General features: G+C 71.1%; 16 protein-coding genes. 10 read left to right on the plus strand and 6 right to left on the minus strand.

The window, feature by feature from the left end; genetic code table 11:
• Window positions 1-7: 7 nt before the first annotated feature.
• Complete coding sequence (locus CFP65_RS08545; RefSeq protein ID WP_158702094.1) at window positions 8-1,303, minus strand: thioester domain-containing protein; 1,296 nt, start codon at window positions 1,301-1,303, stop codon at window positions 8-10.
• Window positions 1,304-1,665: 362 nt separating this feature from the next.
• On the opposite strand from CFP65_RS08545, the gene CFP65_RS08550 reads away from it, so the two are divergent.
• From CFP65_RS08550 to CFP65_RS08555, 3 genes are all read left to right on the plus strand, one after another.
• Entirely contained in the window at window positions 1,666-2,166 is a 501-nt protein-coding gene (locus CFP65_RS08550) for a hypothetical protein (RefSeq protein WP_104815535.1), read from the plus strand.
• Window positions 2,167-2,173: 7 nt separating this feature from the next.
• Window positions 2,174-2,341, plus strand: a complete 168-nt coding sequence (locus CFP65_RS38785) for a hypothetical protein (protein ID WP_158702095.1) — start codon at window positions 2,174-2,176, stop codon at window positions 2,339-2,341.
• 105 nt (window positions 2,342-2,446) lie between these two features.
• Window positions 2,447-3,430, plus strand: a complete 984-nt coding sequence (locus CFP65_RS08555) for a helix-turn-helix domain-containing protein (RefSeq protein ID WP_104815536.1) — start codon at window positions 2,447-2,449, stop codon at window positions 3,428-3,430.
• Window positions 3,431-3,450: 20 nt separating this feature from the next.
• On the opposite strand, the gene CFP65_RS08560 is transcribed toward CFP65_RS08555, so the two are convergent.
• Window positions 3,451-4,344: a transketolase family protein gene (locus CFP65_RS08560; RefSeq protein WP_104815537.1), complete on the minus strand. Its 894-nt coding sequence runs from the start codon at window positions 4,342-4,344 to the stop codon at window positions 3,451-3,453.
• Window positions 4,345-4,373: 29 nt separating this feature from the next.
• Window positions 4,374-5,078: a thiamine pyrophosphate-dependent enzyme gene (locus CFP65_RS08565; RefSeq protein ID WP_104815538.1), complete on the minus strand. Its 705-nt coding sequence runs from the start codon at window positions 5,076-5,078 to the stop codon at window positions 4,374-4,376.
• 56 nt (window positions 5,079-5,134) lie between these two features.
• On the opposite strand from CFP65_RS08565, the gene soxR reads away from it, so the two are divergent.
• From soxR to CFP65_RS40685, 6 genes are all read left to right on the plus strand, one after another.
• The gene (soxR, locus tag CFP65_RS08570) at window positions 5,135-5,614 is read left to right on the plus strand and encodes a redox-sensitive transcriptional activator SoxR (protein WP_104815539.1); all 480 of its coding nucleotides are present in this window, start codon (window positions 5,135-5,137) and stop codon (window positions 5,612-5,614) included.
• 69 nt (window positions 5,615-5,683) lie between these two features.
• Window positions 5,684-6,535 (plus strand): SAM-dependent methyltransferase, encoded by an 852-nt coding sequence (locus CFP65_RS08575; protein WP_104815540.1) that lies wholly within the window; start codon window positions 5,684-5,686, stop codon window positions 6,533-6,535.
• Between the two features lie 120 nt (window positions 6,536-6,655).
• Window positions 6,656-8,890 carry a hypothetical protein gene (locus CFP65_RS08580; RefSeq protein ID WP_254552289.1) on the plus strand — a complete coding sequence of 745 codons (2,235 nt, stop codon included), beginning with the start codon at window positions 6,656-6,658 and terminating at the stop codon, window positions 8,888-8,890.
• Between the two features lie 18 nt (window positions 8,891-8,908).
• Window positions 8,909-9,295 (plus strand): DUF5955 family protein, encoded by a 387-nt coding sequence (locus CFP65_RS08585; RefSeq protein WP_104815542.1) that lies wholly within the window; start codon window positions 8,909-8,911, stop codon window positions 9,293-9,295.
• Between the two features lie 202 nt (window positions 9,296-9,497).
• Window positions 9,498-9,869 (plus strand): recombinase family protein, encoded by a 372-nt coding sequence (locus tag CFP65_RS40680; RefSeq protein WP_254552290.1) that lies wholly within the window; start codon window positions 9,498-9,500, stop codon window positions 9,867-9,869.
• A gap of 76 nt (window positions 9,870-9,945) precedes the next feature.
• The gene (locus CFP65_RS40685; RefSeq protein WP_254552291.1) at window positions 9,946-10,236 is read left to right on the plus strand and encodes a recombinase family protein; all 291 of its coding nucleotides are present in this window, start codon (window positions 9,946-9,948) and stop codon (window positions 10,234-10,236) included.
• 12 nt (window positions 10,237-10,248) lie between these two features.
• Here CFP65_RS40685 and CFP65_RS08595 read toward each other — a convergent pair whose 3' ends face one another.
• Window positions 10,249-11,487 carry an IS256 family transposase gene (locus CFP65_RS08595; protein WP_104815543.1) on the minus strand — a complete coding sequence of 413 codons (1,239 nt, stop codon included), beginning with the start codon at window positions 11,485-11,487 and terminating at the stop codon, window positions 10,249-10,251.
• Between the two features lie 104 nt (window positions 11,488-11,591).
• Here CFP65_RS08595 and CFP65_RS08600 point away from each other — a divergent pair, with 104 nt between their 5' ends.
• Window positions 11,592-12,311 (plus strand): zinc ribbon domain-containing protein, encoded by a 720-nt coding sequence (locus tag CFP65_RS08600; RefSeq protein WP_158702096.1) that lies wholly within the window; start codon window positions 11,592-11,594, stop codon window positions 12,309-12,311.
• Between the two features lie 193 nt (window positions 12,312-12,504).
• Here the strand turns inward: CFP65_RS08600 and CFP65_RS08605 are convergent, their stop codons facing one another.
• Together CFP65_RS08605 and CFP65_RS08610 are read right to left on the minus strand one after the other, a co-directional pair.
• Entirely contained in the window at window positions 12,505-12,696 is a 192-nt protein-coding gene (locus CFP65_RS08605) for a hypothetical protein (RefSeq protein WP_104815545.1), read from the minus strand.
• Window positions 12,697-12,710: 14 nt separating this feature from the next.
• Window positions 12,711-13,340: a hypothetical protein gene (locus CFP65_RS08610; RefSeq protein ID WP_158702097.1), complete on the minus strand. Its 630-nt coding sequence runs from the start codon at window positions 13,338-13,340 to the stop codon at window positions 12,711-12,713.
• Window positions 13,341-13,651: the final 311 nt, after the last annotated feature.

The raw sequence follows: 13,651 nt of genomic DNA on the forward strand, positions 1-13,651 counted from the left end.
TACCCGGTCAGGACACCCGTGGCTGTCGGCCCGTCCTGCGGCGGCGCCTGCGGGTGAGCGCGACCAGAGCCGAACCTGCGGCGAGTGCCGCACCGACGACAACGGCAAGCTGCCCATAGGGCGCCTCGGCCCCGGTCTCGGCGAGCCGACCGGCGACGGCCTGGCCACTGGGCTCACCGCCACCCGGACCGCCCGCGCTGTCCCCGACGGGGGTTTCACGACTCGGGGCTACCGGGAGGGTCGGTACAAGCGACTCACCCGGGCCCGAGGTCGGCTCGGGCGTGGGCGTGACTCCCGGCTCAGGCGTGACTCCCGGCTCGGGCGTGGGATCGGGCGCCGGCGTGGGATCCGGCGCGGGCGTGGGATCCGGCGCGGGCGTGGGATCCGGCGCGGGCGTGACTTCAGGCTCGGGTTTGGTCCAGGTGGCGGTGGCTTGCGCCGTGGCGCTGACCACCGCACTGCCGGCGACGATCATGGTCTGGCTACCAGGGCTCACGAACGCCCGACCGATCGGCACCTCCACGGAAGTGGTCGCCAGGACGGTCGCGCTGCCCGGCCGAGCGTCCGCCGCCGCCTTGACGTAGAGCGAGTCGCCGCTCACGGCGGGGTGGACGAGCTGGCCGTCGCCGTCCGACAGGACGGTGCCGGTCCTGTCGGTCAGTGCCACGCCCGCAGCCGTGGCTGCGGGGTCGAGCGAGGCGTCGACCTCGGCGCTGGCGGAGGTGATCTCGATCGGGCCGATGACCGTTCCGCTCGCGCCGCTCACCTCGGCCTGTCCGAGCGTGAGCGAGGCGCCCGGCTCCTCGAAGTCCTCGGCGCTCGCCACCAGGTGAGCGGTCAGCTCGGCCGCGACCGGGTCCTTGGGGACGGCCCTGACGTGGTCGGAGAACTGCCAGATGGCCGCCTGGGTCGCGGCGGCGGCCTCGTTCTCGGTGATCTCACCGCCGACGATCCTGCCGAGTTCCTCCACGGAGATCTTCGGATAGGAGTTCTGGAGCACCCAATTGACCTTCCCCGCATCCTTGTTGCCTTTCAGCGTGGGGGTCTCGGACCAGTCGGTCTCGTGGTACACGGCATTCGCCACCGGATCGAGGTGGAGCTGGATGCAGTAGACCAGGATCTTGCCGCCGTCGGCCTCAAGCTCCAGCACTCCACCACCGTAGGACATGTCGTCGACCTTGATGCTCCCGGCGTGGATCGCTCCGGGTATCTCCAGGACACCGGTCACGCCGTCCTGATCGTTGCGGCTCGGACCACCGTCCGTCGCGGCGGCCGGGCCGATGTCGGCGAGGAAGCCGGCCACGGCCAACCCGGCGGTCAGTGCGGAGACGGTCAGGCGGTGCGACGCCCGTTTCACGTTCACTGGCGGTACTTCTCCTTGGCTTCCTGTCGCAGCACCGACAGATCGTGTCGGAACTGACAGCATTCCCTGAAATGTGACGCCCCTGGCGCGACCGAAATCCTTGCACACATTCTCCGGCCGCCGGCAAGGCACTGGCCTTATGCCGCCATAAGGCCACCCTATGGCCGCATCCTCAGGAAATTGCACCAGCTTCTGCAGGAAGTTGAGGCGACTCCCCGATATTCGCCACCCCGAGGCTGGATAGATTGGGACCCTCACATTCGCGAATCCCTTTTCGCGCCGCTCACCATTCGGATGGAACAATGAATTCTCGGACGCTCCGACCGTTCTCGACCCTGGTCGCCGCAGCCATCAGCTGCAGCATGGTCCTGACGGCCACCGGCAACGCCTCGGCCGCCGTCGCGCCTCCCCTCGGCACACACGCTGCCGCGCCGGTGAGCGCGGCCCAGCAGGCCCTCACGGATCGGATCCTCGCCGACATCGACGCGGCCCGTCGCCACGGTCTGGCACCGGGCCGGTCGCTGCCGGTGTACACGGCCGGCGGCCTGACCTTGGAGCTGGCCGAAGTCGAGGGGGCGGTCCTGCTGCGGGCGGAGACCGGCCCCGAGCAGCGCGGGTTCTGCCACATGGCGGCCATGACCGCGGTGTACACCATCGGGGCAGCTGTGTTCGGCGCCGCCGCCCTCGCCGGAGGCATCACCGTCGTCGGCATCGCCATATCTGCGGAGGCCGCCGGAGCCCTGTCCTCCGCGCTCGCCGTCGGTTCCGGCGTGTCCGGTCTCGTCTCGCTCTACATCTGCTGAGGTCGGCATGCGTGAACTCCTGGCGGTTCTCGCCGTCCTCGACATCGTGGTGGTGACCGGCGCGATCGTGACCCGGCGCGAAGGCGGCGCCGGCACGGCCTGGACGGCCGCGTTGATCGCCGTCAACACGGCCCTCGGTGTCGCCACCCTCGTCTGGATGGCCGTCAGCGGCTGATCCACCGCCCCGTGCGCCGATGCCGGCCGTCGGCCTGCCCCGCCGACGGCCGGCTCCGGCCCGCCCCCTTCAGCACCGCATCCTTCCGCCGCGCTTGGAACCCCGATGAACGACAATCTCCTCGCAGTCCTGGGTCTCGACAGCCACGAGGAACGCGTCTACCGCGCCCTGCTGCGCGCCCCCGGCCTCGGCACCGCCGAGGTCGCCTCGGCCTGTGGAGTGACCTCCGACCACGCGCGGGCGTCACTCGACAGTCTTCAGACCCTCGGCATCGTGACCCGTACCGGCCCGGACGCCTTCCACGGCGCGGACGCGCAGACCGCGTTCGACCACCTCAGCCAGCAGCGGCTCCTCCGTGCCCAGCTGGAGATCCGGCGGGTCGCCGCCTCGCGCACCTTGCTGGAGGGCCTCCTGGCCGACGAGCGGGCGGGCCGCCCGGACCCGGCGGGCTCGATCCGACCGCTCGAAGGGCTGGAGCGGATCGAGGGCCTCGATCGCATCCGCGCCCACATCGACGCCCTGTCCCACTCCGCCCGGGAGGAACGCCTGGCCACCCACCCCGGGCCCATCGGCACGGACACCCTCGACGCGTCGCGGGCTGCGGAACGCAAGCACCTGCGCCGCGGCCTGCGGATGCGCACCATCCTGCACCACGCCGCGCTCGAGGACGAACAGGTCAGCGCCCATGCCGGGCAACTCGCCGCGCTCGGCGCCAGCCTGCGCGCCACCGACCGTCACCTGGGCCGGATCCTCGTCTTCGACCGCCGGATCGCCTTGGTCGCCGCAAATCCCCATGGCACCACCGACCAGGCTCTGATCATCCGTCATCCCGTGCTGATGGCACAGCTGCTGAGCCTGTTCGAGCACCAGTGGGAGCGTGCTCTCCCTGCCTTCGCGCCACGCCCGACCCCCACCGAGCAACAGGTCCTGCGGACGATGGCCCGAGTCGGCAAAGACGAGGCCGGCGCACGGACCTTGGGTATCTCGGTGCGCACCTACCGAGGTCACATCGCCGAACTGCTCCGCCAATTGGGCGCCGACAATCGCTTCCAAGCAGCTCTCGAAGCCCGCGACCGGGGCTGGATCTGACACCCCCGCCCCGACTCGGGTCACCACAGCTGGAGGCTGATCCGCTCCCGCAACGAACCCGCGTCCAACCCGTACGCCCGCAGGTGCTCCTCGATCGACCCGTAGTGCCGGTGCTCCTCGCGCGGCACGCCCAGCCCCAGCACCCGGTGCGCCCGGTCCGCCAGGGCGGCGTGCGCCTCCCCCGCCGAGGTCCCGGCCAGGTACGGCTCCACGATCACCACCTCCGCGCGCTCGCCGAGCGCGGCCCGCAGCCCCTCGCCGTCGAACGGCCGCACCGTCGCCGCGTACAGCACCGTGACGTCCAGCCCCTCGGTGGCCGCCAGCACGGCGTCCAGCATCGGCCCCACCGCCAGCACCACCCCGCGCGAACCCTGGCGCAGCGTGAGGAACTTCCCCGGCGCCACCGGCCGGGCCAGCTCGTTGCGGTGTGCGGAGAGCCGCACGTAGACCTTGTCGTCCCCGGCCGCCGCCGCATCCCGCAGCAGCAGCTCCGCCTCGTCCGGGTGCCCGGGCACGTGCACCGTCCAACCCGGCAGGGTGTCGAGCAGGGCCACGTCCCCCGGCGCCATGTGGGTGCGGCCGCCGGCCGGCCAGTCGTACGAGCCCGCCGCGCTCACCAGCACCGCGCTGACCCCTTGGTGGCCCAGGTCCAGCTTCACCTGCTCGAAGGGCCGCTCGATCAGGAAGCTCGCGAAGGTGTGCGCGATCGGCCGCATCCCGGTGAGCGCCAGACCGCCGGCCGCCCCGATCATCAGCTGCTCGCGGATCCCGACATTGACCACCCGGTCCGGGTGGGCGGCCGCCGCCCCGGCGAAGCCCGCCGCACTGATGTCGGCCAGCACCACGGCCAGCCGAGGGTCCTCGTCCAGCATACGGCTGGTCACGTCGATGAAACGGTCACGCATGGTCTCCATCGGAATCTCCCCTGAATCCTCGGCGAAAGTCAGTTCTTGGGCTCGACCCGCGCGATCACCGCGTGCGGGCGACCGGGGTGCGCAGCGGTGTAGGCGGCGTACAGCTCCTCGTGGTCCCGCCCGTTCACCGTGGCGGTGGACCAGCCCTCCCCGGCGAAGCGGGCCGCGATGCCGCCGGTCCAGCCGTGGGTGGCGGAGGAGTTGTCGATCACGATCACGTTCAGCTGCTCCAGGCCGGCCGCCCCGGCGAAGGCCACCGCCTCGTGGTTGCTGCCCTCGTCGAACTCGGCGTCGCCGATCAGCACCCAGACGGCCTGCCCGGTCAGCCCCTGGGCCCGCAGGCCCAGCGCGGTGCCGACCGCGAGCGGCAGGCCGTGCCCCAGCGAGCCGGAGCCGATCTCCACGCCGGGGACGAGCAGCCGGTCCGGGTGGTGGCCGAGCGGGGAGTCGTAGGCGCCGAAGGTGTCCAGGGTCTCCACCGGGATGAAGCCCTTGGCGGCGAGCACCGCGTAGTAGGACATCGGGCCGTGGCCCTTGGAGAGCAGGAAGCGGTCCCGCTCGGCGGAGTCCGCGGTCTCCGGCGAGACCCGGAGCACCCGGTCGTAGAGCACCCAGAGCGCGTCCAGGGTGGAGTTGGCGGCCGGTACGTGCTTCTCGGCCCCGGTCATCCGGGCGATCAGGCCCGGCAGGTCGGCGAACCCGTGGGCCCGCTGGGTGATCTCTGCGGTGGTCATGGGAGAAGCGTGCAACTTCAAGTCGACTTGAGGTCAAGCGGCTATCCTTGGCAGCCGTGAACCTCTCCCGCCACGACCAGCTCACCATCGGCCAACTCGCCGAGCGCAGCGGCCTCGCCACCTCCGCCCTGCGCTACTACGAGAGCCTCGGCCTGATCCACGCCGAGCGGACGGCCGGTGGCCAGCGCCGCTACTCCCGGGCCACCCTGCGCCGGGTCGCCTTCGTCCGGGCGGCGCAGCGCGTCGGCCTCTCGCTCGACGAGGCCCGGGCTGCCCTGGACCAGCTGCCCACCGACCGGGCGCCGAGCACCGCCGAGTGGGCCGAGGTGGCCACCCCCTGGCAGACCAGGATCGACCAGCAGATCGCCGAACTGGAACGGCTCAAGCAGAAGTTGACCGGCTGCATCGGCTGCGGCTGCCTCTCGCTGACCCGCTGCGCGCTCTACAACCCCGAGGACGGCGCCGCCGCCGCCGGCGCCGGGGCCCGCTTCCTGCTCTCGCCGGTCAACCGCGTCCCCGCCCCGGAGGCCGACTGAGTCCCCTATGCTGCCTCCGGCGCCTTCGAACACCCGGCGTCCACCGAACCACCCGGGGGAGAAGACCACATGACCGCACATCAGCAGGTGTCGATGGACTGGATGACCGACCCGGCGGACGAGGGCCACGTACCGGCCGATCTGCACCCCGAGATCCCGCACCCCGCCCGGATGTACGACTACTACCTGGGCGGCAAGGACAACTTCCCGGCCGACCGCGAGGCCGCCGAGCGCGTGATGGCGATCAGCCCGATGGTGCGGATCAGCGCGCTGGCCAACCGCGCCTTCCTCCAGCGCGCCGTGCGCCACCTGGCCGAGCAGGGCGTCGCCCAGTTCCTCGACATCGGCACCGGCATCCCCACCGCCGGCAACACCCACCAGGTGGCCCAGCAGATCAACCCCGAGGCCCGGGTGGCCTACCTGGACAACGACCCGATCGTGCTGGTGCACAGCCGGGCCCTGCTGGCCAGCGCCAGCAAGGGCACCGCCACCGTGGTGCAGGCCGACCTGCGCGACCCGGCCGCCATCCTGGCCGACCCGCACGTGCGCCAGGTGCTCGACCTCGGCAAGCCGGTGGCCCTGCTGCTCTTCGCCGTGCTGCACTTCATCGACGAGGCCGACGACCCGTACGGGCTGGTGCGCCAACTGGTCGACGCGCTGCCCTCCGGCAGCTACCTCGCACTCTCGCACGGCACGAGCGACTTCGTGCCGGCCGAGGACGCCACCAAGGGCCCGGCGATCTACCGGGGCGCCACCGCCCAGCTGACCATGCGCAGCCGCGAGCAGGTGCTCCGCTTCTTCGAGGGCCTCGAGCTGGAGGAGCCGGGCATCGTCACCGCCCCGCTCTGGCGCGCCGACCAGCCCGAGCAGCCCACCGACGCCACCACCGGCATCTGGGCCGCCGTCGGCCGCAAGCCGTGACCCTGGCCTGACGCTGCGTCAGGAGAATCCCGCCGCCTTCCGGACAGTCCGGGATTCTCCTGACAAACACTTCGCACGCTCATAGAGTGCTCCCACCGGACACCCTGGAGGCCGATCGAAGTGGCGTACCCAGTAGGCAGGTTGGCCCGCCGCCGGGCCTTGGGGCTCTGCATCGCCCTGCTCGTCCTGGGCAGCCCCTGGGTGCAGCGCCCGTTCTTCACCGCCGACCGCACCCCCGCCACCGGCTGGCTGCTCCAGGTGCTGGAGGTGCCCGCCTGGCAGCCCTCGCTCGCGCTGCGCTACGCCGTGCCCGGCCTGGTGGACTGGAGCGCCGACCTCTCCGCCGCCGTGCTGCTGCTCGGCTGCTACCTGCTGCTGCCCCGGCTGGTCCCCGCCGCGCCCGCCGGGCCGGTCCGCTGGATGACCGCGATCGGCACCGGCGCCGCCATCACGGCGCTGGCCGTACTGCCGCTCTGGGCGATCCGCTCCGGCCTCCAGGACCTGCACGTGCCCGCCGTCCAGGTGCTCACCAACCTGCTCGGGCCCTCGATCGCCTTCGGCCTGCTGCTCGGCCTGGTGGCCGGCTTCCTGTACCTGCCCACCGGCGGCGCGGCACCGCAGGCCGTGCCGCCCCGTCTCCCCCGCCTCCGCCGCCCAGGACGGACCCTCGCCATGGCCGAACCCGCCACGCCCGCTCTCGGGAGCGTCCCCGGGGACGCCACCCGCTACCTCTGCGCCGCCGCCTATCAGGACCCGGGGTTCGCCCGGCTGGTGGTCGAGGAGGTGCTGGCGGACGAGTTCGGCGCGGTCGCCCCCTCGCCCGGGGTCGACCTGGTGCCGGTGGCCCGGCACTGCCTGGCCGCCCGCGAGCTGCTCCGCCGGCGCGACCGCACCCTCCTGCCGGTCTACCTCGGGCTGCTGCTGGTCTCCCCGTTCTGGCTGCTGATCGGCCGCCTGGTGCTCCGGCTGCTGGCCCTCGGCGCCGTGCCGCCCCGCGCCAAGCACCCCGTCCGCGGCCACGCCGACCCCGATTCCAGCGCCACCCTCGGCCGGCTGGCTGCCACCGGCCTCAGCGCCCTGGTGCTGGCCCTCGGCCTCGGCGTGCTGCTCGGGCAGCTGCCCTTCGACGGCGTCTGGGTCTGGCTGTTCGGCACCTACCTGTACGGCATCCCGCCGCTGCTCGCCCTGGCCACCGCCGCCGTGCTCACCTTCCGCACCGTCCGCGCCCACCTGGCCGAGGTGGACAAGCGGCTGCGCGAGACGCTGCGCCGGGAGCGCTTCGACCCGGCGGCCGTGCCGCAGCCCGCCCCGGAAGCGCCCTGGGCCAAGGACCGGCTGGGCGCGATCGCCGAGGCCCAGCGCGGCAACGTCACCGTTTACAGCGGCTACACCCCGTTCCTCGGCTTCGCCAAGGCCCAGGGCACGCTCACCGTCAACGTGCCGCTGCTGCCCGCCGAGAAGCCGGGCCAACCGGCCGGCGAGGTCACCGAGTTCGAGGTCTGGGAGCTGATCACGGAGCTGCGCGCCAAGCTCGAGGCGCTGGCCGTCCCGGAGACGGCCGAGGACGGCCTGCACGGGCTGATCCTGGAGGACAGGGTCTTCGTGGACGGCGCGACCCTGCACGGCGACACCCGCTTCTTCGACGACAGCCAGCTCGCCCCCGTAACCCGGCTCACCCCCGAGCAGCTGCGCGAGGTGGCCGAGCACCCCTCGGGCACCGTCCGGCACTACCTGGCCGCGCACCTGCCGATGTGGGGCGACGACGTGGTGCCCAGCCTCTTCCTGCACCTGTCCACCACCGGCCGCACCCTGGACATCCGCTGCTCGATCCACGCGCTCGGCCCGGTGCACCGCTCGTACCACGCGGTGGACTCACTGCCGCTGCGGCTCACCGGCGAGCACCGCCACGCCCTGCTGCTCGGCGCCCTGCGCGACACCGGCCCGGCCCTGGGCGGCGCGCTGCGCGCGGCGCTCGACCGGCGGGCGGCCGAGCGCCGCCGGCTCAAGCGGCTGGTCCGCGACCACGCCGCGCTGGGCGCCGACCCGGCCTTCGACCACGGCGCCCGGCTGAGCGTCCGGGAGGCCGCCCTGGGCCCGGTCTACCAGAACTTCTTCCAGGAGCTGGACGCCTACCGCACGGTGGCCACCCTGGCCCAGCACGCGATGGCCGCCATCCGGGTCTTCCTGGACGAGCACGGGGTGGACACCACCGCCCTGCGCGGCCAGCAGCTCACCATCCTCAACCACGGCGTCCTCCAGCAGGGTGGCGTCTCCATCGTCGGCAACCAGGCCGTCGGCACCAACTCGCAGGCCGTCAACGACAGTTCCACCCGCGTCTCGATGACCAAGCCCTGACCTCCACCGGAGCCCGCCATGACCACCACCCCACCGCCCGGCAACAGCGGCGTCCAGCAGTACGGCGGCCACAGCCAGGTCGGCAACCAGGCCGTCGGCACCAACGCCCGGGCCATCGCGCAGAACGTCGGCTTCCAGACCGCGATCCCCACCACCGGGCTCGACCCGGCCGCCCTGCTCGCGCTGGTCGAGCGGCTGCTGGACCAGCACCGGGAGGAGCTGCCCGACCAGTCCGCCACCCAGGTCGAACTCCGCCGGATCCGCGAGGAGTTGTCCGAGGAGGAGCCCCAACCCGGCCTGATCCAGCGCTCCTTGACCCGGATCGCCGCCTTCGTCGAGCCGGTCGCCCCCCTGGTGACGGCCGTCGCCCAGCTCACCCAGGCCCTCCACGGCACCCTCGGCTGAGCCCCCGGGAGGTCAGTGCCCGCGCCTCACGCGACACAGAACTCGTTGCCCTCCGGATCTCCCAACACACAGAGCTGGATGTTCTGGAGTGTGAGAGATTGCAGCGACATCTGTGCTGGTCAGGGGCTCAGCGCGAGGCAGCGGGCAACCCTCGCCCTTCACAAAAGGCAGGGAAGACGCTCGCAATCCACTGTCCGGCACAGTGTTCACCGAGACCCTTCGGGGTGTCCGGTGCATCCGGCTGTCCGTCCTCACGGACGAGACCACCAGCCCCGAGCGCCAGCGGGAAGCGTGCGACCACGTAGGCGCAGAACTGCGGGTCACGTTCGGCGAGGGTGACGCGCTCCGCGAAGCGGTGGACCTTGATGTCAGCGCATCCAAGACATCCCCGTGGGAGCGTCCGCAGCCCTTGCGCTGGCTCAACGACCCGCAGGCCTATGACGCGCTGGTGTGCTGGCGGTTCGACCGTGCCATCCGGTCCATTGGGCACATGTACGCCCTCGCCACTGGGCGCGCGAGCACCGGGCCACGGTGTCCGCCATCGCTGCGGGGCTCAATGCCGATGGTGTGCTGAGCCCGCGCGATTACTGGGCCGACAAGACGGGCCGCGAGCGGGCGGGAAGACCGGCGGAACGAAGGGCTCGCACGTCGTGCGGAAGTCGTTCCAGTGGACCCCGGCAGTCATCACCTGGATGCTCCGCAACGAGGTGCTGTGGGACTGGAAGATGCACGATGGCGTGCCCGTGCGGGACTACCAGGGCAACCCGGTCATGTGCAGCGAGACACCGATTCTGACGCGCGAGGAGTTCGACCAGATCGGCGCCGTTCTGGATGAGCGCAGCATCAACAACGGCGAACGGTCCGCCACGGAATCGCTGTTGCTGCGGGCCATCCGCTGCGGTCACGTCCGCTGGGGTGGTGTATCGCTGGCCACTCGGTGATCCGGCTTTAGGCTATGCGGTGAGTGCGGTCGGGGCGGCCTCGTCGGGGGTTTCTCCCTCGATCGGGTGGAGGCGGCAGCGGCCGAGGATCTCTGAGCCGATGTAGCGGCGCTGTTCGGCCCATTCGTCGCTCTGCTCGGCCAGGACCGCGCCGATCAGACGGACGATCGAGGCGCGGTCGGGGAAGATCCCGACGACGTCGGTGCGGCGCCGGATCTCCTTGTTCAGCCGTTCCTGCGGGTTGTTCGACCAGATCGACTTCCAGACCGTGCGCGGGAACACGGCGAAGGCCAGCAGGTCCTCGCGGGCATGCTCCAAGTGCTCCGCAGCCTTGGGGAATCGCTCGTCGAGAGCGGCGATAACGGAGGCCATCTGCTGACGCACGGCCTTCGCGTCAGGCTGTTCGAAGACGGTCCGCAGCAGGGTCGCGACCCAGGGCTGGGCCGACTTCGGGACCTGCGAGAGCAGATTTCGCGCGTAATGCGTCCGGCACCTCTGCCACGCGGCCCCGGGCAGGGTCGCACCGACCGCGTCCACCAGGCCGCCGTGGGCGTCGGAGACGACGAGCTGGACACCTCCCAGGCCGCGGGCGACCAGCGACCGCAGGAAGGCAAGCCAGCCGGCGCCGTCCTCGCTGGTGGCGACGTCCAGGCCGAGGACCTCACGCTGTCCCTCGTTGTTGACGCCGACCGCGACCAGGCAGTGCACGTTGACCACACGGCCGCCCTCGCGGACCTTCTGCGTGAGCGCGTCGACCCACACGAACGTGTAGGGGCCCTGGTCGAGGGGGCGGTTGCGGAACTCGGCCACCCGCTCGTCCAGATGCTTGGCCATCTCGCTGACCTGGGACTTCGACAGCTGGGTGACGCCCATGGTCTCGGCAAGCTTCTCCACCCGGCGGGTCGACACCCCGAGCAGGTAGCAGGTCGCGACCACCGAGATCAGGGCCTGCTCGGCCCGGCGCCGGCGCTCCAGCAGCCAGGACGGGAAGTACGAGCCCGAGCGGACGCGCGGGATCGCCAGGTCGACCGTGCCGACACGGGTGTCCCAGTCCCGGTTGCGGTATCCGTTGCGGGAGTTGACCCGGTCCTCGCCCGGGCGGCCGTACTCGCCGCCGCAGACGCGGTCCACGTCCGCGGACATCATCGCCTCCGCGAACGTCTTCACCATCGCCCGCAACAAGTCGGGACTCGCCGAAGCGAGGTTCTCCTCCAGCAGGGCAGCAAAGGGCACACTGTCACGTGCGGTCATCGTGCAGATCTCCTTCAAGAGCTTGGTCGTTCTCGAAGGATCAGCCGGTGGCCGTTTCACGTTCCCGGGCGACACCCACTACCGGGACGAAACCCCCGAAACGGATGGAACCCGTACACCACTTCTCTGGACGCAACCTCCGCTGCGATTCGTGCGGTGGACGCATGTACCTCAACAAGCAGGAGAGCAAGAAGAACCAGGCACCTGTCCACAAGCGCAACTATCATGCCCGGGGTGACAAGTGCGAAGCGCCCGCGAACATCCGGGGAGACTGGGCGGACGAGTTCGTGATAGCCGCGTTCCTGCGCCTGGTCGGCGGAATCCAGACCCGAACGACCGTGGTAGTCCCCGGGTACGACCCCGCGCCGGAGTTGAACGCAACCGTGGCCGAGTTCACCGCGCAGCTGAAGATCCAGGGACAGCAGAAGTCCAAGCACGCCGCGAACGAGTGGCAGAAGCGGCATGACGCGCTGGACCGTCGCATAGCCGACTTGGAGCCCCGGGAGAAGACCGAGCCGCAGCGGACGGTGGTCGGCACCGGCCGGACCTACGCGGACGCCTGGGCGACCGCCGATCTTGCGGGCCGGCGGGGGATGCTGGTGGATGCCGGGGCCCGGCTCGACGTGAAGCGGGGCACGCGTGGCGGGTGGCGCAAGCTCGACACACGAGGCGTGGACTTCACCATGAATAGCGAGCTCGACCAGGCCGCCGAGGAACCGCGCGCCCACCCTCCTCGGGGGCATTCGGCGGACCGGGTGCCCGCTCTCACCACTAGCTCCGCCCGTGCACCACGCACCCACACGGGGTGGCCGCCGGAGTCGTGAGGCAGAGCGAATGCGGGGGCCGCACCGCCCGTGACAACCCGCCCACCAGGGCGAGCTGAACCGGGTCACAGAAGTGGTGCCCCCACAGGCCCCGTGGAGGCACCAAGACAACGGAGCGAGGGCACTGTGGGCTGTATCCGACTGCACCGAGCCGGCGACCCACCGAGGGCGTCGCAAAGAGCACCACAGAGCCTCAGCGCATCGGGCGGACATCAGGCGTCCGCAGCGCCGGATCGGCCGTCCTCTGCCGCCAGTCCCGGTAGCGCTGGACTGCACCGGGCCTGCCTCGGCCCACGGGGGGGGCCGAGGAGAACCCATTGCCGTTGCCCGGCGGGAACAGCCGGTACAGGATGCCGTCCAGCACCGTCAGGGCCCGCTCACGCATGTTCGCCTCGCTTCTCAGGTACCGCAGGCCGCCCGCACGTACTGGCCGACCTCATACGTCCCGCCATGGTCGCCATTGGTGTCGACCAGGTGAGTCTGTACCTGCAAGTTGTAGTTGTAGGTGCCCCCGCCGGAGCAGCCTATGTTCCAGATCTGATCGTTGGTGTCGTTCGGCGAGTAGACGTACAAGCTGTCCGACCAACTCGTGTAAGCCCGGGGCCCGGACCAGGACGACCGGAGGAACTGGCCCTTGGTGTAGTGGTACAGGTAGTCGCCCGAGCAGACCTCATGGCTGGTGGCGGAGAGGTACGCGCCGTTCAACGTGGTGGGGTTCGCCCACGTCGAACAGGTCCACGGGCCCTGCATCGGGTGCGCCACGGACGGGGCAGCCGTCTTCTTCGCCGCCTCCGCCTTGTTCGCGGCGGCCACCAGCCCGGCGGGCAGCCAGTTCGCGGCGTCGTTGGCCTTCGGGTCGGCGGCATTGAGGACCGGCGAGTTGAAGTAGTTCTTCCCGTCGAACCCGAAGTGGACGACGACGCCACCGGCAGCCGCATGACTGGTCGGGGCCGGCGTCAGGGCAGGGATCGGCGCGGCAGCCTGGGCGGTTGTCGCCATAGCGAGCGTGAGTGCGATGGCACCAGTCACCGCGAGGACCCTGTGTAAGCGCATGGGTGTGTAACTCCTCCTGCTGTCACATGCCTTGGCCCGGTGCCTAGGCATGCCAACAACTCGACCGACAGTAGGCGAAGCTTCGGGGCCCACCTGCCCCATGCCTCGATCTCGCTGCGGACTGTCCAATTCCGTGCCCCCGATACCGAGTTCATTGCGACATAGCCCGATCTGTCATCTGATCAGTCGACTCGGCAAGTCGACGATCGTCCTTCCCGGCACGGGAGCGGGGGCTGCCAAGAACCCGACCACCGAGGAGGTGACCGACGTCAGGGCGAGGGGGAGGT

The sequence above is a fragment of the Kitasatospora sp. MMS16-BH015 genome (assembly GCF_002943525.1).
In the GTDB taxonomy this organism is placed as follows: Bacteria; Actinomycetota; Actinomycetes; order Streptomycetales; family Streptomycetaceae; genus Kitasatospora.

What these genes read in the sequence shown, in the direction of transcription:
- CFP65_RS08595 (WP_104815543.1), bottom strand. Translation starts at nt 11,487, where the DNA reads ATGACCGCACGTGACAGTGTGCCCTTTGCTGCCCTGCTGGAGGAGAAC.
- CFP65_RS38785 (WP_158702095.1), top strand. Translation starts at nt 2,174, where the DNA reads ATGCGTGAACTCCTGGCGGTTCTCGCCGTCCTCGACATCGTGGTGGTG.
- CFP65_RS08560 (WP_104815537.1), bottom strand. Translation starts at nt 4,344, where the DNA reads ATGGAGACCATGCGTGACCGTTTCATCGACGTGACCAGCCGTATGCTG.
- CFP65_RS08575 (WP_104815540.1), top strand. Translation starts at nt 5,684, where the DNA reads ATGACCGCACATCAGCAGGTGTCGATGGACTGGATGACCGACCCGGCG.
- CFP65_RS08600 (WP_158702096.1), top strand. Translation starts at nt 11,592, where the DNA reads ATGGAACCCGTACACCACTTCTCTGGACGCAACCTCCGCTGCGATTCG.
- CFP65_RS08605 (WP_104815545.1), bottom strand. Translation starts at nt 12,696, where the DNA reads ATGCGTGAGCGGGCCCTGACGGTGCTGGACGGCATCCTGTACCGGCTG.
- CFP65_RS08550 (WP_104815535.1), top strand. Translation starts at nt 1,666, where the DNA reads ATGAATTCTCGGACGCTCCGACCGTTCTCGACCCTGGTCGCCGCAGCC.
- CFP65_RS08585 (WP_104815542.1), top strand. Translation starts at nt 8,909, where the DNA reads ATGACCACCACCCCACCGCCCGGCAACAGCGGCGTCCAGCAGTACGGC.
- CFP65_RS08565 (WP_104815538.1), bottom strand. Translation starts at nt 5,078, where the DNA reads ATGACCACCGCAGAGATCACCCAGCGGGCCCACGGGTTCGCCGACCTG.
- CFP65_RS08555 (WP_104815536.1), top strand. Translation starts at nt 2,447, where the DNA reads ATGAACGACAATCTCCTCGCAGTCCTGGGTCTCGACAGCCACGAGGAA.